Annotated in this window: 19 protein-coding genes and 1 tRNA gene; 11 read left to right on the forward strand and 9 right to left on the reverse strand. The window is 71.1% G+C overall.

Translation table 11 applies throughout. The features are described 5' to 3' along the window. Positions 1-29: 29 nt before the first annotated feature. From chvE to araA, 6 genes are all read left to right on the forward strand, one after another. A complete protein-coding gene (gene chvE / locus FJ658_RS02520) occupies positions 30-1,160 on the forward strand; it encodes a multiple monosaccharide ABC transporter substrate-binding protein (protein ID WP_255447511.1) in 1,131 nt (376 codons plus the stop codon). A 91-nt stretch (positions 1,161-1,251) separates the two neighbouring features. Continuing rightward, positions 1,252-2,793, forward strand: coding sequence for a multiple monosaccharide ABC transporter ATP-binding protein (gene mmsA / locus FJ658_RS02525; RefSeq protein WP_305004190.1), 1,542 nt, complete (start codon positions 1,252-1,254; stop codon positions 2,791-2,793). Beyond that, complete coding sequence (mmsB, locus tag FJ658_RS02530) at positions 2,790-3,995, forward strand: multiple monosaccharide ABC transporter permease (RefSeq protein ID WP_181408298.1); 1,206 nt, start codon at positions 2,790-2,792, stop codon at positions 3,993-3,995. Before mmsA ends, mmsB begins: the two co-directional genes overlap by 4 nt. A gap of 8 nt (positions 3,996-4,003) precedes the next feature. Further along, complete coding sequence (locus tag FJ658_RS02535) at positions 4,004-4,714, forward strand: L-ribulose-5-phosphate 4-epimerase (RefSeq protein ID WP_255447512.1); 711 nt, start codon at positions 4,004-4,006, stop codon at positions 4,712-4,714. Next, complete coding sequence (locus FJ658_RS02540) at positions 4,711-6,393, forward strand: FGGY-family carbohydrate kinase (protein WP_141143811.1); 1,683 nt, start codon at positions 4,711-4,713, stop codon at positions 6,391-6,393. Before FJ658_RS02535 ends, FJ658_RS02540 begins: the two co-directional genes overlap by 4 nt. 58 nt (positions 6,394-6,451) lie before the next feature. Further along, positions 6,452-7,990 carry an L-arabinose isomerase gene (gene araA / locus FJ658_RS02545; protein WP_141143812.1) on the forward strand — a complete coding sequence of 513 codons (1,539 nt, stop codon included), beginning with the start codon at positions 6,452-6,454 and terminating at the stop codon, positions 7,988-7,990. A gap of 9 nt (positions 7,991-7,999) precedes the next feature. Here araA and FJ658_RS02550 read toward each other — a convergent pair whose 3' ends face one another. From FJ658_RS02550 to FJ658_RS02570, 5 genes are read right to left on the reverse strand one after another with little or no spacing between them, the layout of a single operon-like run. Continuing rightward, positions 8,000-8,884, reverse strand: a complete 885-nt coding sequence (locus FJ658_RS02550; protein ID WP_255447513.1) for an alpha/beta hydrolase — start codon at positions 8,882-8,884, stop codon at positions 8,000-8,002. A 30-nt stretch (positions 8,885-8,914) separates the two neighbouring features. Beyond that, the gene (locus tag FJ658_RS02555; protein ID WP_141143813.1) at positions 8,915-9,643 is read right to left on the reverse strand and encodes a Type 1 glutamine amidotransferase-like domain-containing protein; all 729 of its coding nucleotides are present in this window, start codon (positions 9,641-9,643) and stop codon (positions 8,915-8,917) included. A gap of 51 nt (positions 9,644-9,694) precedes the next feature. Next, positions 9,695-9,997: a hypothetical protein gene (locus FJ658_RS02560; protein ID WP_141143814.1), complete on the reverse strand. Its 303-nt coding sequence runs from the start codon at positions 9,995-9,997 to the stop codon at positions 9,695-9,697. Then, complete coding sequence (locus tag FJ658_RS02565; protein WP_141143815.1) at positions 9,994-10,338, reverse strand: hypothetical protein; 345 nt, start codon at positions 10,336-10,338, stop codon at positions 9,994-9,996. The genes FJ658_RS02560 and FJ658_RS02565 overlap by 4 nt, the downstream gene beginning before the upstream one ends. A gap of 35 nt (positions 10,339-10,373) precedes the next feature. After that, entirely contained in the window at positions 10,374-11,339 is a 966-nt protein-coding gene (locus tag FJ658_RS02570; RefSeq protein WP_141143816.1) for a PHB depolymerase family esterase, read from the reverse strand. A gap of 24 nt (positions 11,340-11,363) precedes the next feature. Between FJ658_RS02570 and FJ658_RS02575 the strand changes: the two genes are divergently transcribed. Next, positions 11,364-11,768 (forward strand): MerR family DNA-binding transcriptional regulator, encoded by a 405-nt coding sequence (locus FJ658_RS02575; protein WP_141143817.1) that lies wholly within the window; start codon positions 11,364-11,366, stop codon positions 11,766-11,768. Here the strand turns inward: FJ658_RS02575 and FJ658_RS02580 are convergent. Then, positions 11,765-13,183 (reverse strand): HNH endonuclease signature motif containing protein, encoded by a 1,419-nt coding sequence (locus FJ658_RS02580; protein WP_255447514.1) that lies wholly within the window; start codon positions 13,181-13,183, stop codon positions 11,765-11,767. The genes FJ658_RS02575 and FJ658_RS02580 overlap by 4 nt on opposite strands. A gap of 110 nt (positions 13,184-13,293) precedes the next feature. Here FJ658_RS02580 and FJ658_RS02585 point away from each other — a divergent pair, with 110 nt between their 5' ends. Beyond that, a complete protein-coding gene (locus FJ658_RS02585; RefSeq protein ID WP_141143818.1) occupies positions 13,294-13,809 on the forward strand; it encodes a hypothetical protein in 516 nt (171 codons plus the stop codon). A 37-nt stretch (positions 13,810-13,846) separates the two neighbouring features. Here the strand turns inward: FJ658_RS02585 and FJ658_RS02590 are convergent. Beyond that, positions 13,847-13,920 (reverse strand) — tRNA-Gly (locus FJ658_RS02590). A 101-nt stretch (positions 13,921-14,021) separates the two neighbouring features. Further along, positions 14,022-14,312, reverse strand: a complete 291-nt coding sequence (locus tag FJ658_RS02595) for a DUF4287 domain-containing protein (protein ID WP_141143819.1) — start codon at positions 14,310-14,312, stop codon at positions 14,022-14,024. A gap of 34 nt (positions 14,313-14,346) precedes the next feature. Between FJ658_RS02595 and dcd the strand changes: the two genes are divergently transcribed. Beyond that, positions 14,347-14,952, forward strand: a complete 606-nt coding sequence (dcd, locus tag FJ658_RS02600) for a dCTP deaminase (RefSeq protein ID WP_141143820.1) — start codon at positions 14,347-14,349, stop codon at positions 14,950-14,952. A 214-nt stretch (positions 14,953-15,166) separates the two neighbouring features. After that, positions 15,167-16,192: a serine/threonine-protein kinase gene (locus FJ658_RS02605; RefSeq protein WP_141143821.1), complete on the forward strand. Its 1,026-nt coding sequence runs from the start codon at positions 15,167-15,169 to the stop codon at positions 16,190-16,192. 251 nt (positions 16,193-16,443) lie between these two features. On the opposite strand, the gene idi is transcribed toward FJ658_RS02605, so the two are convergent. Next, entirely contained in the window at positions 16,444-17,091 is a 648-nt protein-coding gene (idi, locus tag FJ658_RS02610) for an isopentenyl-diphosphate Delta-isomerase (RefSeq protein ID WP_141143822.1), read from the reverse strand. A gap of 21 nt (positions 17,092-17,112) precedes the next feature. Here idi and FJ658_RS02615 point away from each other — a divergent pair, with 21 nt between their 5' ends. Then, positions 17,113-18,186, forward strand: coding sequence for a polyprenyl synthetase family protein (locus tag FJ658_RS02615; protein WP_255447515.1), 1,074 nt, complete (start codon positions 17,113-17,115; stop codon positions 18,184-18,186). The last annotated feature ends 17 nt before the right edge of the window (positions 18,187-18,203 follow it).

The following is an 18,203-nucleotide window of genomic DNA, read 5'->3' on the forward strand; positions in this document are numbered from 1 at the left end:
ACACAGCCGTCATCTCAGGAAGGAACACCGTGAACAGCAGAACCATCAAGAAGGCCCTGCTCGGCGTCGCCGCGCTGGGCGTCGCGGTCAGCCTGGCCGCCTGCTCGGGCGGCCGCGGCGGCGCCGGCGGCGACACCGGCAGCGGCGACAACAAGGGCGCCCTGGTCGGCGTCGCCATGCCCACGAAGACCTCCGAGCGCTGGATCAAGGACGGCGACGCGGTCAAGTCGGGCCTCGAGAAGCTCGGCTACAAGGTCGACCTCGAGTACGCCGACGACAAGATCCCCCAGCAGGTGCAGCAGATCAGCAACATGCTCACGAAGGGCGCGAAGATCCTCATCGTCGCGTCGATCGACGGCACCGCGCTGAGCGACCAGCTCGACCAGGCCGCCGAGCAGGGCGTCAAGGTCATCGCCTACGACCGCCTCATCAACGGCAACAAGAACGTCGACTACTACACGACGTTCGACAACTACAAGGTCGGCGTCGACCAGGCGACGAGCCTGCTGACCGGTCTCGGTGTGCTCGACGCCGACGGCAAGGAGACGGGCTCGACGGGGCCGTTCAACGTCGAGCTCTTCGCCGGCAGCCCCGACGACAACAACGCGACCTTCTTCTACAACGGCGCGATGGACACCCTGAAGAAGTACATCGACGACGGCACGCTCGTCGTCGGCAGCGGCCAGACCGGCTTCACGCAGGTCGCGACGCTGCGCTGGGACCCGGCCACGGCGCAGAAGCGCATGCAGGACCTCATCGCGTCGACCTACTCGGGCGGCAAGAAGGTCGATGGGGTGCTCTCGCCCTATGACGGCCTGTCGATCGGCATCATCTCGGCGCTGACCAGCGCCGGCTACGCCACCGACGCCCTGCCGATCATCACCGGTCAGGATGCCGAGGCCGCCTCGGTCAAGTCGATCATCGCGGGCCAGCAGTACTCGACCATCTACAAGGACACCCGTCAGCTGGCCGACGAGGCCGTGAAGATGGCAGATGACCTGCTCACGGGCACGAAGCCCGAGGTCAACGACACGAAGAGCTACGACAACAAGGTCAAGGTCGTTCCGACCTTCCTGTTCCAGCCGACCGTCGTGACCAAGGACAACTACAAGAAGGTGCTCGTCGACTCGGGCTACTACACCGAGGCCGACCTGAAGTAAGCGGCTCGACCCGCGCGGCGGGGCGTCCTCGGGCGCCCCGCCGCATCCCGGCTTCACCCCCCCGCACCACCCACCTCGATGGAGAGGACCGATGTTGGCCGACAACATCCTCGAGATGCGCAGCATCACCAAGAGCTTCCCCGGCGTGCTCGCCCTGCGCGACGTGTCGATCGACGTCGAGCGCGGCAGCATCCACGCCATCTGCGGCGAGAACGGCGCCGGCAAGTCGACGCTCATGAAGGTGCTGTCGGGCGTCTACCCGCACGGCAGCTACGACGGCGAGATCGTCTTCGACGGCGAGAGCGTCGCGTTCAAGAACATCAACGACTCCGAGGATGCGGGGGTCGTCATCATCCACCAGGAGCTCGCCCTGAGCCCCTACCTCTCGATCGCCGAGAACATCTTCCTCGGCAACGAGCGCTCGCGCTTCGGCTTCATCGACTGGAACCGCACGAACCGCGAGGCAGCCGAGCTGCTCACCCGCGTCGGGCTCAACGACAACCCGATCACCCGCATCAGCGAGCTCGGCGTCGGAAAACAGCAGCTGGTCGAGATCGCGAAGGCGCTCTCGAAGAAGGTGAAGCTGCTGATCCTCGACGAGCCGACCGCGGCGCTCAACGACAGCGACTCGGAGCACCTGCTCGACCTGCTGCGTCAGCTGCAGAAGCAGGGCATCACGTCGATCATCATCAGCCACAAGCTCAACGAGATCAAAGCGATCGCGGATGCGGTGACGATCATCCGCGACGGCCGCAACATCGAGACGCTCGAGATGGATGAGCTGCTCGGCGAGGACCGCATCATCCGCGGCATGGTCGGCCGTGACCTCGAGAGCCGCTTCCCCGACCACGAGCCGCACGTCGGGCCCGAGCTGCTGCGCATCGAGGACTGGACGGTGCACCATCCCATCGACCACGACCGGGTGGTGGTGCGCGAGGCGAACCTCAGTGTGCGCGAGGGCGAGATCGTCGGCATCGCGGGTCTCATGGGCGCCGGCCGCACCGAGCTCGCCATGAGCGTCTTCGGCCACAGCTACGGCGTCGGCATCAGCGGGCGCGTGCTCAAGCGCGGCGTCGAGGTGAAGACGAACACCGTGTCGGCCGCGATCAAGGCCGGCATCGCCTATGCCACCGAAGACCGCAAGCGCTACGGGCTCAACCTGATCGACGACATCCGCCACAACATCTCCGCCTCGGCGCTGCCGTCGCTGGCCCGGATGGGCTGGGTCAATGAGAGCCGCGAGGTGGTCGTCGCCGAGAGCTACCGCAAGAGCATGAACATCAAGGCGCCGACCGTCGAGGCGGTGACCGGCAAGCTCAGCGGCGGCAACCAGCAGAAGGTCGTGCTGTCGAAGTGGATGTACGCGAACCCCGACGTGCTCATCCTCGATGAGCCCACCCGCGGCATCGACGTGGGGGCCAAGTACGAGATCTACGGAATCATCAACCGGCTCGCCGACGAGGGCAAGGGCGTCATCGTCATCTCCTCGGAGCTGCCCGAGCTCATGGGCATCTGCGACCGCATCTACACGCTGTCCGAGGGCCGCATCACCGCCGAGCTGAGTCGCGAGGACGCGACCGCCGAGCGCCTGATGCAGCACATGACGCAGGAACGAGAGAAGGACCACCTGTGACCGCCACCACCCCCGCGCCGCAGACCGGCGTGCTGCAGCGCGCGAGCCGCTTCCTCGCGGGTCAGCTGCGTCAGATCGGCCTGTTCATCGCGCTCATCGTCATCGTCGTGTTCTTCGAGGTGGCGACGCAGGGCATCACGCTCAAGCCGATCAACGTGTCGAACCTGGTCGTGCAGAACAGCTACATCCTGATCCTCGCGATCGGCATGGTGATGGTCATCATCGCCGGGCACATCGACCTCTCGGTCGGCTCGGTCGTCGCCTTCACGGGTGCGATGGCGGGCGTGATGATCACGAAGTGGGGCATCCCGTGGCCGGTGGCCGCCGTGCTCTGCCTCGTGCTCGGAGCGCTGATCGGATGCTGGCAGGGCTTCTGGATCGCCTACTTCAAGATCCCGGCGTTCATCGTGACCCTGGCGGGCATGCTGACCTTCCGCGGACTGACCCAGATCACGCTGCAGAACCAGCAGATCTCGCCCTTCCCCGACGGCTTCCGCGCGATCGGCTCGGGCTTCCTGCCCGACCTCGGCGGCGGCGTCAGCTTCGTCGAGCCGCTGACGATCGTGCTCGGCGTGCTGTCGGCGGTCGCCCTGATCGCGGCCGGCATCCGGGGTCGTCTGGTGCGCCGCCGCTACAACGTCGAAGACGAGCCGATGCCGTGGTTCGTGGCGAAGACCGCGTTCACGACCGTGCTGATCCTGCTCGTCGCCTACCTGCTCGCGAGCTATCGCGGCACCCCGATCGTGCTGGTCATCCTGGCCGTGCTCGTGGTCGTCTACTCGGCCGTGATGGCGCGCAGCGTCTTCGGCCGTCACGTCTACGCGATCGGCGGCAACCTCAACGCGGCGGCGCTGTCGGGCGTGAAGACGCAGCGGGTCACCTTCCTGCTGTTCGTCAACATGGGCGTGCTCTCGGCGCTCGCCGGGCTCGTGTTCACGGCGCAGCTGAACCTCGCCAACCCGAAGGCCGGCGATGGCTTCGAACTGGATGCGATCGCCGCCGTCTTCATCGGCGGCGCGGCGGTCACGGGCGGAATCGGCCGCGTGACCGGGGCCATCATCGGCGGTCTGATCATCGGCATCCTCAACAACGGCATGTCGATCCTCGGCGTCGGCACCGAGTTCCAGTCGCTCATCAAGGGCCTGGTGCTGCTGGCGGCCGTCGCGTTCGACGTCTACAACAAGCGCCGCAGCGGGAAGTGATCGTGGGGGTGGGAAGCGACGTCGACCGGGCGATCGCGCAGACCCGCGCCGAGGTCGCCGCGCTGCACGCCGAGCTCGTGCGCTACGGGCTCGTCGTGTGGACGGGCGGCAACGTCTCGGGCCGCGTGCCGGGCGCCGACCTGTTCGTGATCAAGCCCTCGGGCGTCGCCTACGACGACCTGACGGCCGACGATCTGGTGCTGTGCGACCTCGACGGCGCCGTCGTGCCGGGCAGCGCGGGCAGCGAGCGCAGTCCGTCGAGCGACACCGCGGCGCACGCCTACGTCTACCGCGAGATGCCCGAGGTCGGCGGGGTCGTGCACACCCACTCCCCCTACGCCGTCGCCTGGGCGGCGCGCGGCGAGCCGATCCCCTGCGTCATCACCGGGATGGCCGACGAGTTCGGCGGGCCGATCCCGATCGGGCCGTTCGCGGTGATCGGCGACGACTCGATCGGGCGGGGCATCGTCGAGACGCTGCGCGGGCACCGCTCGCGGGCCGTGCTGATGCAGAACCACGGACCCTTCACGATCGGCGCGAGCGCTCGCGACGCCGTGAAGGCCGCGGTCATGTGCGAGGACGCGGCGCGCTCGGTGCACCTGGCCCGGGCGGCCGGTCCGCTCATCCCGATCCCGCAGGACCGCATCGACCAGCTCTACGCCCGCTACCAGAACGTCTACGGGCAGAGCGACGACGACCGACGGGCGGCGACGGCATGAGCCGGGAATCGGACTGGATCGCCGACGGCCGGGCCGTGCTCGGCATCGAGCTCGGCTCGACCCGCATCAAGGCCAGCCTGATCGGCGCGACCCCGACCGAGGTGCTCGCCGCCGGCGCGCATGACTGGGAGAACCAGCTCGTCGACGGCGTCTGGACCTACGCGCTGGATGCCGTCTGGACCGGCCTGCAGGATGCCTTCGCCGCGCTGGCGATCGACGTGCGGCGCCGCTACGGAGCCGAGGTCGAGCTGACCCGGCTGCGCGCGATCGGCGTCTCGGCGATGATGCACGGCTACCTTCCCTTCGACGCCGACGGTGAGCTGCTCGTGCCGTTCCGCACCTGGCGCAACACGAGCACGGGCGCCGCGGCGCGCGAGCTCAGCGCCGAGCTCGGGGTGAACATCCCGCTGCGCTGGTCGATCGCGCACCTGCACCAGGCCGTGCTCGACGGCGAGGCTCATGTGCCGCGCGTCGCGCACCTCACGACGCTCGCGGGCCACGTGCACGAGCGGCTGACCGGGCGGCGGGTGCTCGGCGTCGGGGACGCGTCGGGCATGTTCCCGATCGACCCGGCGACGGGCGACTACGACGCGCGGATGCTCGCGCGCTACGACGAGCTCGCTGCGCGGGCCGCCGACGCGACCGGCATCGGGCTGACCGCGCGCGTGCGCGAGCTGCTGCCGACGGCGCTCGCCGCGGGCGAGTACGCGGGCACGTTGGCCGCAGCCGGCGCGAGCCTGCTCGACCCCAGCGGACGGCTGCAGCCCGGCGCGCTGCTGTGCCCGCCCGAGGGGGATGCCGGAACCGGCATGGTCGCGACCGACGCGGTCGCGCCGCGCACCGGCAACGTCAGCGCCGGTACGAGCGTGTTCGCGATGGTCGTGCTCGAGCATCCACTCGACCGGCCACTGGAGCAGATCGACGTCGTCACCACGCCCGCCGGCGACCCGGTCGCGATGGTGCACTGCAACAACGGCGCGAGCGAGCTCGGGGTGTGGGCGGGGGTGTTCCGGCGGTTCGCGGAGGCACTCGGCGTGGGTGCTGTGGGCTCCGCCGGCGGTGCCGGTTCGCCAGTCAGCGCCGATGCGGTCTTCGCGACCCTGCTCGGCGAGGCCGCGCGGTCCGATGTGGACGCCGGCGGGCTGCTGGCCTACAACCACCTGGCCGGCGAGCCGATCGCCGGGCTGGATGCGGGCCGTCCGCTGATCGTGCGCGCCCCCGACAGCGAGCTCACGCTCGGCAACCTCGTGCGCGCGCAGCTCTACGGCGTGTTCGGCACGCTCGCGCTGGGCATGCGCGTGCTCGCCGACGAGGACGTCGCGCTCGAGCGGATGCAGGCGCACGGTGGCATCTTCCGCACGGCCGGAGTCGCGCAGCGCGTGCTCGCGGCGGCCCTCGACGCGCCGGTCGCGGTCGCCGAGACGGCGGCCGAGGGCGGGGCGTGGGGTGCGGCGCTGCTCGCCCTGTACGCGGCCGAGGCAGGTGGCGGGATCCACGGTGAAGGCAGTGCCGGCTCGGCGCGGCCTGCGCTCGCCGACTGGCTGCACGAGCAGGTGTTCGCCGCGGCCTCGGCGCAGGTCGTGCATCCCGAACCCGACGAGGTCGCGGGGTACGCGGCCTGGCTCGAGCGCTACCGCGCCGGGCTCGCGATCGAGCGGGCTGCCGCGGCGTCGATCTGAGGCCGCCCCTCCCCACCGACACGCCCGTCTCCCTCAGCTCCAGCAGAACAGGACCCTCATGACCAGCACCTCCCCGAGCTCTCGCAGCATCACCCCCGACCTGCGCCGCAACGTCGTCTGGTTCGTCACCGGGTCGCAGGGTCTCTACGGCGAGGAGACGCTGCGGCAGGTCGCCGAGCAGTCGCGGGTCGTCGCCGACACGCTCGCGGCCGCCGACGCGGTGCCGGTGACGATCGAGTGGAAGCCGGTGCTGACCGACGCGGACGCGATCCGCCGCCTCGCGCTCGACGCGAACAGCGACGACCGCGTGGTCGGCGTGATCGCGTGGGCGCACACCTTCAGCCCGGCGAAGATGTGGATCACCGGGTTGTCGCAGCTGGCGAAGCCGCTGCTGCACCTGCACACGCAGGCGGATGTTGCGCTGCCGTGGGGCGAGATCGACTTCGACTTCATGAACCTCAATCAGGCGGCGCACGGCGATCGCGAGTTCGCCTACATCCAGACCCGGCTCGACCTGCCGCGGGTCACGGTCGTCGGGCACGTCAGCGACCCGGCGGTCGCGGGGCGGGTCGGCACCTGGGCGCGGGCGGCGTCGGGCGTCGCCGCGCTGTCGACCATGAAGGTCGCGCGCTTCGGCGACAACATGCGCGACGTCGCGGTGACCGAGGGCGACAAGACCGAGGCGCAGATCCGTTTCGGCGTGAGCGTGAACACCTGGCCGGTGAACGAGCTGGTCGCGGCGGTGGACGCGGTCTCCGATTCCGAGGCGACCGCGCTCGCCGCGGAGTACGACGAGCTCTACGACGTCGTGCCCGAGCTGCGGGTCGGCGGCGCGCGACGGGCGTCGGTCGTGGATGCGGCGCGGCAGGAGCTGGGGCTGCGGTCCTTCCTCGAGGCGGGTGGCTTCACCGCCTTCACCGACTCGTTCGAGGATCTGGGGGCTCTGACGCAGCTGCCCGGGGTCGCGGTGCAGCGGCTCATGGCCGACGGCTACGGCTTCGGGGCCGAGGGCGACTGGAAGACGGCCGTGCTCGTGCGGCTCGCCTCCGTCATGGGGGCGGGGCTTCCCGGCGGGGCGTCGCTCATGGAGGACTACACCTACGACCTCACGCCCGGGGCCGAGCTGATCCTCGGTGCGCACATGCTCGAGGTGTCGCCGAGCCTCTCGACCGCGAAGCCCTCGCTCGAGATCCACCCGCTCGGCATCGGCGGCAAAGACGACCCGGTGCGGCTCGTGTTCACGGCCGACCCGGGGCCGGCGGTCGTCGTCGCGATGTCGGATCTGCGCGATCGATTCCGTCTCGTGGCGAACGCGGTCGAGAACGTCGAGCTGCCGCATCCGCTGCCGAAGCTGCCGGTCGGGCGGGCCGTCTGGAGGCCGGCGCCCGACTTCCACACGAGTGCGGCCGCCTGGCTCACCGCGGGCGCCGCGCACCACACGGTCATGACGACGCAGGTCGGCGTCGACGTGTTCCGCGACTTCGCGAAGCTGACCGCGACCGAGCTGCTCGTGATCGACGAGGGCACGACGCTGCGCGATTTCGAGCGCGAGGTGCAGTGGAACCAGGCGTACCACCGGCTCGCCGGAAGGATCTGAGGGCGTTGCTCAGCGGCGCGCGGCCCACTCCGCGATCAGGTCGATGCCGCGCGCGAAACCGGGATCGCGGGGACGGTTGAGGAAGGCGTGCACGGTGCCGGCGACGACGTGGCGCTCGAGCGCCACGTCGTGGGCGGCGAGCTCGGCGGCGAAGGCCTCGCTCGAGCCGCGCAGGATGTCGCCGTCGGCGTCGATCATGAGCGTGGTCGGCAATCCAGACAGAGGGTGTCCGCCGGGAAAGGCGCGCGGGTCGGACAGCGCGGCGCGCGAGCCGGCGTAGTTGCGGGTCATCACGCCGAACGCGCGACGCGTGTGCAGCAGCTTGCGGTAGCCGCGGATGCGCGAGCGCACCTCGGCAGAGGCGGGCGGCAGTGCGGCGTGCAGCACGCCGTAGGCGAGGAGGAGGCCGCGGATCGGCGGGAGGGCGAGGTCCTCGCTGTGCTCTTCGGCCTCGCGTTGCGCGTCGTCCACCTCGCTCAGCGCGACCGCCGCCGAGAGGCAGGCGCCGGCGCTGGCTCCGCCGACCAGCACGCCGCCGGGTGACCGGAGTCGCGCATCCCGAACCACGGCGGCGACGTCGTCGAAGGGCACCGGGAAGCGCACGGCGCGCGATGACGGCGACGGCCACAGGAAGCTGGTCTGCGAGGTGAGGCGGTAGTCGACCGTCGTGACCGGGATGCCGCGCGCCGCCAAGGCGAGGGCGACGGCGTGCGACTCGGGCTGGTCGAGGGAGCCCTTCACGAAGGCGCCGCCGTGCACCCAGATCAGCAGCGGCGCGGTGGATGCGCGCGGCAGGTAGCGACGCACGGGCACGGGCCCGTGCGGGCCGCCGACGCCGCCGTTCTCGATATCGACATCGCTCGCTGTCGTAGCCGAGGCATCCACGGGTCTCACACCGGGGAAGCTAGCGATGTCGCCTCGACGTCAGCGGGGTGCATGCCGTGAGCTCGCGTCGGAGCCGACCAGCGCCCCGCTCGCGTCGAAGTGCAGCCAGTGCCCATCGGAGACGATCTCGGGTTCGGCGTCGGGGTCGCGCACGATCAGCGCCGAGGCGTCGTCGAGGAACCACATCGGCGCTCCGAGCCGCGGGGCGAGGCCGGCCGCCCAGGCGTCGGTCTGGTGCGGGAAGTAGTCGGCGCCGAGGTGCGGCGCCAGGTACCAGTCGAGCAGCGGCAGGGCGGGGGCGATCTCGTCGAGGCCGAGCATCCGCGGCTCGTCGAGGTCGCCGAACTCCCGGGCGGCGCGTTCGTGGTGGCGCGAGAAGATCATCGATCCGGCGCTGAGCCCCAGGTAGACCTTCTCGTCGAGCAGCTCGCGCAGCAGCGCGGCGAGGCCGGTGCTGCGCCACGCGTGGGCGAGCCAGTGGTTGGTGCCTCCATAGCCGAAGATCACGTCGGCGTGCCGCAGTCGCTGCTCGATCAGCGCCGGCGGTCCCGACTGCAGGGTCAGGATGTCGCACTCGGCCCAGCCGAGATCGCGGAAGTCGCGCAGGTGCTCGAGCATCGTCGTCTTGTCGCCGGAGAGCGGGAGCATCGCATCCAGCACGACGACCGAGCGGGTCTCGCCGAGTGGGCGACCGATCAGGTCGAGCAGGGCGGCGTGCACGGCGCTCTCGTCGCGGACAGGTCCCGAGGCGAGCAGCATCCGCATCATGTCGTCGACGCTAGCGGTGGATGTGGACGCCGTCTACATAGCCCACGCGGCTCACTCGGCGTCGCGCGCCTCGAGCGCCGGCGGTGCGGCGCGGCAGAAGTCGGCGGCTCTCAGCAGGGCGGCGGCGAGCAGATCCGCCTGATCGGGGTCGAGGTCGATCTCGCCGCCGACCGACGCCGCGATGGCCCACGCGGCGTCGTCGTCTTCGCGGGCGACGGTGACGCTCCACCGCGGTGTCAGGTCGATCGAATGGAGATGCATCGTGCTCTCATCGAGCGCGACGACGTCGTGGCTCTCGCCGAACAGGTCGCAACGGGGTTCGGTGCACAGCACGGGGATGCGCTCGGCGGTCATGGGCGCGTGCCCGAGTCGAGCACGTCGTCGGCGGTCGCCTGGGGGTCGCGGCACAGGCGAGCCGCGGCGATCAGGGTCGTCGCGTACTGCTCGGCGACCACCGGCGACAGCTGCACACCGTGCGCGACGTAGGAGTCGATGGTCCACTCGGGCTCGCTCAGCGGTCGCGTGATCGCGACGCCCCAGACCTGGCCGCGATCCACCAGACGGAAATGACGGGCGTCGTCCTCTCCCGGGATGAGCGCGTGCGGCCCGCCGAAGCGTCCGCACAGCAGGTCGTCGCAGACGTCGTCGTGCGTGGCGCCGAGGTCGGGATCGTGCGGCAGGTCGGGTTCGCTCACACCGGGATGCTCCCCCGAGCCGCCGACACGGGCGATCACCTCGACAGCACGGCATCGACCGAGCCGAGCACCTCGCGCACGATCTCGGCGACGCCGATCGCACGGCCGGTGCGGCCGAGCAGCGCCGGTGCGCGTTTCGGTCCGGGGACGGTGTGTCCGCCGCCATCGACGGTGAACAGGGTGACGGGTGCGCGGCCGTCGGCGCGGAAGTCGGCACGACGCATCGGGGCGCGGTCGCGACGGCGGCGTCGCGGCGCGGGGGCGTTGACGGTGCGCTCGACTGGCGACGCCGTGATCCCGTTGCGCCGGGCGAAGTAGGCCGCCGTCTCCGGTGCCGAGAGGGCTGTGCCGTCGACGCGGAACACGGTGCGCGCCCAGCGGGCCATGCGGCCGCCGCCGAAGGGCACGATGCGGTCGGCCGTTCCGGCGACGACGGCGACGGGGATGCGGTGGCCCGGTGCGTCTGAGAAGTCGCCGAGGAACCCATCGGCGTCGGGCATGGTCGCGGCGATCACGATGGCGCCGGCGATGGTCGGGGTGGTGAGGGCGGGGGTGGAGCGGGCCGGGCCGCCGGTCTCGTGCAGCAGCCGCATCACCATCTGGCCGCCGTTGGAGTACCCGACGGCGATCACGCGGTGCGGGTCGATGCCGTGAGTCGAGACGAGCCGCTCGATGACCGCGCGAGCGAAGGCGACGTCGTCGATGTTCTCAAGACGGGCTGGGAGCGAGCTCGCCCGGCGGGCGTCGTTCCAGTTGCCGCGGTGGCCGTCGAGGTAGGCGACGACCGCGGTTCCGTCGGCGGCGAGGGTGTCGAGAGCGCGGCCGGTGAAGGCGCGGTGGGCGGCGGCGGTCTGCTTCGACCCGTGGAAGACGAGGACGAGCGCGCGGCCGGGGAGATGTGACGAGCTGGCGCCGGGGGCGACGACGGTGAACGTGCGGCGGCGGCCGGCTGCATCCACGTGGTCGTCGGAGGCGGTGCGCGGAGTGCTGGATTCGGGCATGGCGCGAGGCTAGAGTCTGACATCGTGCCAAGGTCAAGCGCGGATGCGGGCGCGGAAGCTGATGCGGGTCACGGCGGCGAGCGGATGCGCATCGGCGAGTTGAGCGCGCGCAGCGGGGTGAGTGCGCGGTCGCTGCGCTATTACGAGCAGTACGGACTGATCGCCGCCGAGCGGGCGGCGAACGGCTACCGCGAGTACGCGGAGTCGATGGCGGAGCGGGCGACGGTCATCCACCAGCTGTTCGGGATGGGCTTCTCGCGCGAGGTGGTCGAGTCGGTGTTGAGTTGCGTCGGAGACGCGCCGGCGTCGGCGCACGATGCCGCGGCTGACACGCTCGCCCTCGTGCGCGACGACCTCACGCGGCAGATCGAGCGGCTGGCATCGACACGGAGCCGCATCGACGAGTTCCTGGATGCGCGCGGGCGCTAGAACGGAGCGGGCACGAGCGAATCGCCCATGCGATCGCGCGTATCGGCCCCGATCCCTCCGCGGGACGCGGCATTAGGGCGCGCGTCGCGGCCCGGCGCGGGTGGCGACTCCGGCGACAGATGGAATCCGACCGGTGGGGTCGGTGCGTCTTCGCGGTACATCCGGCCGGTCGGCGAGGTCCATTCGAGGATCCCGCCCGGGCGTTGTCTCACGCGCCAGGGGGTGAACTGCTTCGTCGAGTGATGTCGCTGGCAGAGGTGGGCGAGGTTGCCGAGTGCGGTGGGTCCGCCCTTCGCGGCGTCGATCGTGTGGTCGATCTCGCAGCGGATCGCGGGGCGGTGGCATCCGGGCCAGCGGCAGTGCTGGTCGCGGGCGCGGAGGTGGCGGCGCTGGTCCCCGGTGGGGCGGTAGCGGTCGACGGCGATCACGGTTCCGCGCACCGGATCGGTGAGGAGCCGGGTCAGCGACGGGGCATCGGCGGCGAGGGTGCGAGCCGTGTCGGCATCGATGGGGCTGCGTCCGATGAGGTCGGCGGGCTGGTGGTCGTGGCCGGTGAGGGTGAGCGCGGAGACGACGACCTGCACCTGGGCGCGGATCGCGCCGAGCGCGCCCGGTCCGTCACCGTGCGCGGTCGGGTCGAGAGCGGGCGAGCCGGCCAGGAGCAAATCGGAGAAGACGTCGGCGCGCACCTGATCGAGCGAGCGCCGGTCGGGGTCGTCGGCAGGAGCGGCGGCACGGGGCTCGGTGGCATCGTCGTGCGCGCGCGCATCCACGATGACCTGCGCCTGCTGGGTGAGGCGGTCGAGGATGCCGTCGCCGATCACGGTGGGAACGGTCGCGACGATCTCGCACATGCCGTCGCGGCCGGGGATCAGGCGCACGCCGCGACCCGCGGCGGCATCGGCGTGGCGTTCGGTGAAGGGGCGTTGGGCGATCTGCTCGGCGAGGATCTCCAGAGCGGACCGCACACGCCCCGGGGTGTCGAGCCGGCAGCGTTCGATCGCCTCGGACTCGAACGCGGGGCGGCGATCGACGGGGAGGACGCGGCCCGCATCCACGATCACCCGCAGGTGCCCGCGCGTGATCCGGCCGGCTTCCCAGGCCTCGAGTGCGGACGGGTAGCCCTCGACGATCTCGCGGGCCTCGCCGATGCGCGCCTGCACGGTGCGGTCGGCGACCCCCAGCAGCGCGGCGAGCTCGGCCGCGATCGACCGCAGCGCCATGTCGTGCGCCCGCACGTTCGCGCTCGCACCCCGCGCCTGCTTCTCGGCCAGCCGACCCGCCCGCGCGAGCATGCGCAGCTCGGCGACCTGACCCACCGTGAGCAGCGTCGCGACGTCATCCGCCTCCACCACGACCGACTCCAGCGCGGCGAGATCGCCGTCACTCAGAGACGTCGTCGGGAGGTCCTTCACGACTTCATGGTGTCGTGGACCACCGACATCGGAAGGGGCCGCCGGCAGCGCGCCGACGCCCGGGATCTCGGGCCAGAGCCGACGTCCGGCAACAGGTCTAGGCTCGTTTCGTGAGCCTTCGTCGGGGGATGGCGGCCGCGCTTCTCGCCGCGGCGTCGCTCTCGCTCGTCGCCTGCGTGCCGAGTCCGACGACCGGTCCGAACCGACCGGTCGGCGCGCCCAGCTCGAGCCCCAGTGCCAGTGCCAGTCCCAGCGCCAGTGTCGCCCCGGTCGGCTACCTCTACCTCGACGCCTCCGAGCTTCAGCTGCCGATCTGCGACGGCGACCGCCGCGTCGGCGTGGCGATGCTGAACGACGAGCCGACCTGCCGACTCGAGGGCCGGGTGACCCTGGTGTTCCCCGACGGAGTCGAGCTCGATGCCGACTTCGGCGGCGCGGGGAGCAGGGTCGGCTCCGACAGCGACGTGCGCTGGGCGTGGGCGAGCGTCGGCGACTACGGATCGGTTGCCGCGATGTTCACCTCGGGATGCCGCCACTACATCGAGTGGGGACGCCCGGATGCCTTCGCGAAGCTCGAGCGCGCGTTCGGCCCCGACCACGCATGGGCGTGCGTCGGCAACGGCTAGTCGGCGGAGAACTCGTCGACCCTGCCGACTGGAGACGTGGAGCGGATGACGGGAATCGAACCCGCGCTATCAGCTTGGGAAGCTGAAGTTCTGCCATTGAACTACATCCGCGTGACGGCCCTCGGGCCAGTCCCGTAGAGCCTACAACGGCATCCGGGGATGCCTCATCAGAGTGGATGCCTCATCAGAGCGGATGCCCGACACCGCCAGAGCTACGAAGCCGGCTTCGTCGCCACCCCGTCGAGCCAGAGCGTGTCGCTCGCATCCGAGTGCGTCGTGCCGGTGCCGACGTGCTTCGCCGAGATCTGCGGCCCCTTGGTGATCACGTGCACGAGCGCCATGCCGTGCCCGCGGCCGAGGTCGTAGTCGTCCTTCAGCCAGCTGAGGATCTCGCCGGCCTTCGTGCCGGGTCCGTATCCGCGCGAAGCCGCCTCGGCGATGAACTCGCGCGGGGTCTTGCCGGTCTTCTGCTCGATGTTGTCGAGGTACGCCTGGAACGACATGGTCGAAGAATACGGCCGCACTAGGCTCAGGCCCATGCTTCTCAGCGACCGGGACATCAAGGCCGAGATCTCGGCCGGCCGCATCGGACTCGAGCCGCTCGACCTCGACATGGTCCAGCCCTCCAGCGTGGATGTGCGCATCGACCGCTTCTTCCGGCTGTTCGACAACCACAAGTACCCGTTCATCGACCCGGCCGAGGAGCAGCCCGACCTGACGCGGCTGATCGAGACGAAGCCCGACGAGCCGTTCATCCTGCACCCGGGCGAGTTCGTGCTCGGCTCGACCTTCGAGCTCGTCACCCTGCCCGACGACGTCGCCGCGCGCCTCGAGGGCAAGTCCAGCCTCGGCCGCCTCGGCCTGCTCACCCACTCGACCGCCGGCTTCGTCGACCCCGGCTTCTCGGGGCACGTCACGCTCGAGCTGAGCAACATGGCGACGCTGCCGATCAAGCTCTGGCCGGGCATGAAGATCGGGCAGCTCTGCTTCTTCCGCACCAGCTCGGCCGTCGAGAACCCCTACGGCTCGGGCGCCTACGGCAACCGCTACCAGGGCCAGCGCGGCCCGACGGCGTCGCGGTCGTGGCAGAGCTTCCACCGCATCGACGTGCGCGTCACGGATGCGGGTGCCCCCGGCGAGTAGGCCGGGTCGCCTCGTTTCTCGCCCGCCGTCCCTGCTAGCGAGCCGAGAGCGCCGCGTCCACCCCTCGCCGTGCATCCACCCCTGACCTAGACTGCGCGCAACGGCGTTATCGCTATGCCAACCGCGCGGGGGACTTGCGCGGCAGGTACCGCTGGCAGCATCCGACCTTCCGCACGCTGCGGCGAAGCACAGCGAACAGCAGGGGAGCACGCCCATGACCACGACCGACTACGCCACGCCGCCGCCGAGCGCGAACGCCGTCGCCGGCCGCTACCAGTTGCTCGAGGCGATCGGATCCGGTGGCGCCGCGAGCGTCTACCGCGCCCGCGACACCGTGCTGGGGCGCGACGTCGCACTCAAGGTCTTCCGCGCCGAGTCGGTCGTCGCCGACGAGCTGGTGCGGCAGGAGCGCGAGATCCGCATGCTCAGCGGGCTCCAGCATCCCGGCCTCATCTCGGTCTTCGACGCCGGACGCCAGAACTTCGACGGCTCCATCCGCCGCTTCGTCGTGATGGAGCTCGTCTCGCACGCCTCGCTCGAGAAGGTCATCGAGGCCGGTGCACTGGCCCCGCACGACGTCGCCGGCATCGGCGCGCAGATCGCGGATGCGCTGGCCTACGTGCACGAGCAGGGCGTCGTGCACCGCGACGTGAAGCCGGCGAACATCCTCATCGGCGACGGCGGAGCGGGCGGATTCCGCCGTCGCGCCAAGCTCGGCGACTTCGGCATCGCTCACTACCTCGGCGGCCACCGCATGACGAGCGACGGCACGATCCTCGGCACCGCCGCCTACCTCAGCCCCGAGCAGGTCACCGGCGGCGAGGTCACGGTGTCGAGCGACGTCTACTCGCTCGGACTCGTGCTGCTCGAGGCGCTCACCGGGGTGCAGGAGTTCCCCGGCACCGTGATCGAGTCGGCGATCGCCCGCACGAACCGCGACGCGACCATCCCCGATGAACTCGCCGAGGAGTGGCAGCTGCTGCTCGGCGCCATGACCTCGCGGGTGCCGTCGGAGCGCCCGAGCGCCGCCGAGGTCGCGGCGATCCTGCACGGGCAGCCCGAGCCGGCGCTGACCGGTACCGGACGTCGCTCGAAGGGCTCTCGCCTGCACCGCCGCAACGCCTTCCGCGGTCTGCGCAGCCGTCGCAACCGCAACGTCGGTCTGATCGTCGGCGTCACGGCGCTGGTCGCGGGCGCGTTCCTGCTCGGCCTGTGGCTGGGTGCGGTGCTGCTGGGCTGACCCGCCCAGCCTCCCTCTCTTCCTCGCGGTTCGCGCTGGCGAGGCTGGCCACGAATGCGCGCGCCCCGCCGCGGAGGCCGTGCGTCTGTGGCCACGCAGCGTGGTGTCGCTGGGGAGGGTGGCCGGGAATGTCCGCGACACGCCGCGGGTGGCGTGCGTTTGTGGCCACCTTTGAAAGTGCGGTGCCGCGCTCAGCCGCAGATCAGTGGATGCGCGGCCTCACGCCGCGTGCGGATACCGCGTCGGGCTCATCACGCGCCCGGCGCCGCCGGGTAGTCCCCCCACTCCGCGAGCTGCATCGCGATCCACGGGCTGAACGCGAAGGGCGTCGCCTCGACGGCCGTGCGCAGCGCATCCGGCTCGACCCAGATCCATTCCTCGACCTCGTCGGCCGCCGGCCTCGGCGCGACGTCGGCGTCGACGCGAGCGACGTAGACGGGGCAGATCTCGTTCTCGACCACTCCCCCGGCATCCCGGGCGCGGTAGCGGAAGTCGGGCAGCACGAGCTCGGGCTCGCCGATCTCGAGGCCGAGCTCGCGCTCGGCGCGACGGCGCACGGCCTCGGGGATCGACTCGCCGGGCGCCGGGTGTCCGCAGAAGGAGTTGGTCCAGACGCCGGCGAAGGTGCGCTTCGACAGGGCGCGGCGGGTGATCAGCACGCGGCCCCGCGCATCCACGATGTGGCAGGAGAACGCCAGGTGCAGCGGTGTCGCGGCGTCGTGCACGAGCGCCTTCTCGGCCGTGCCGATGGGGGTTCCGTCGTCGGCGAGCAGCACCACGAGCTCGGGGCCGACCGGCTCGGCGGGCTTGAGAGGAGCGGCCGGCGTGAGCGAGGCGCCCGACTCGGCCGATGCGAGCGTCGTCTGCGCTTCCGCTGAGTGCGCCGGATTCGGTGACATGCCGCGGGATACCCTGCCTCGATGATGGACGGACCCGACCGCCTGCGTGTCGCCACGCGGCGACGCGAGCTGGTCGACGCCGTTCTCGGGCGCTTCTTCAGCCTAGCCCGCAAGCGCGCCGAGGCCCTGGGACCCGACTACGTCGAGCTGTGGACGGCGCTCGAGGCCAACACGACCGGTGGCAAGCGCTTCCGCCCGCGCATGGTCTTCGCGGCCTACACGGCGCTCGGCGGCGACGACGACGAGGCCGCCGCCAACGTCGGCGCCGCCTTCGAGCTGCTGCACACCGCGCTGATCGTGCACGACGACGTCATCGACCGCGACTTCATGCGCCGCGGCTCCCCCAACATCTCGGGCACCTACCGCGACCGCGCGCTGCGCCGCGGGGCCGTGGATGCGGCGGCCGAGCACCAGGGCATCAGCGCCGCCGTCATCGCCGGCGATCTGGCCCTGTTCAACGCCTACCGTCTGATCGATCGCAGCGGCGTCGCCGACGACATCCGCTCGGCGCTGCTCGACCTCCTCGACGAGGCGATGTTCGCCAGCGCGGCCGGCGAGCTGATCGACATCGACCTGGCCGGAGCCCCCGAGGCGCCGCTGGTCGACGACATCCTCACGATGGAGCGCCTGAAGACGGCCGTCTACTCCTTCGAGGGGCCGCTGCAGGCGGGCGCCGTGCTCGCCGGCGCCGCCCCCGAGGTCATCGCGACGCTCGGCGAGTTCGGTCGCGAGATGGGCATCGCCTACCAGATCGTCGACGACGTGCTCGGGGTCTTCGGCGCCGAGGAGGAGACGGGCAAGACGACCCTCGGCGACCTGCGCGAGGGCAAGCGCACCGTGCTCACCACCTACGCCGACTCGACCCCGCAGTGGGCGGCCGTGAAGCACCACTTCGGCGATCCGCTGCTGTGCGACGAGGATGCGCGGCTGCTGCGCGCGGCCTTGATCGACGGCGGCGCCCGCGCGTTCGCCGACGGTCTCGCCCGCTACTACGCGAACCGCGCGCTCGCCCGCCTGGCCGAGGCGCACATCCCGAGCGCCCTGCGCACCGAGCTGCACCCCGTCGCCGACGCGGTGCTGAGCCGCGTGCGGTGAGGCGGCGCCGACCGCCG

The sequence above is a fragment of the Schumannella sp. 10F1B-5-1 genome (genome assembly GCF_006517535.1).
Taxonomy (GTDB): domain Bacteria; phylum Actinomycetota; class Actinomycetes; order Actinomycetales; family Microbacteriaceae; genus Schumannella.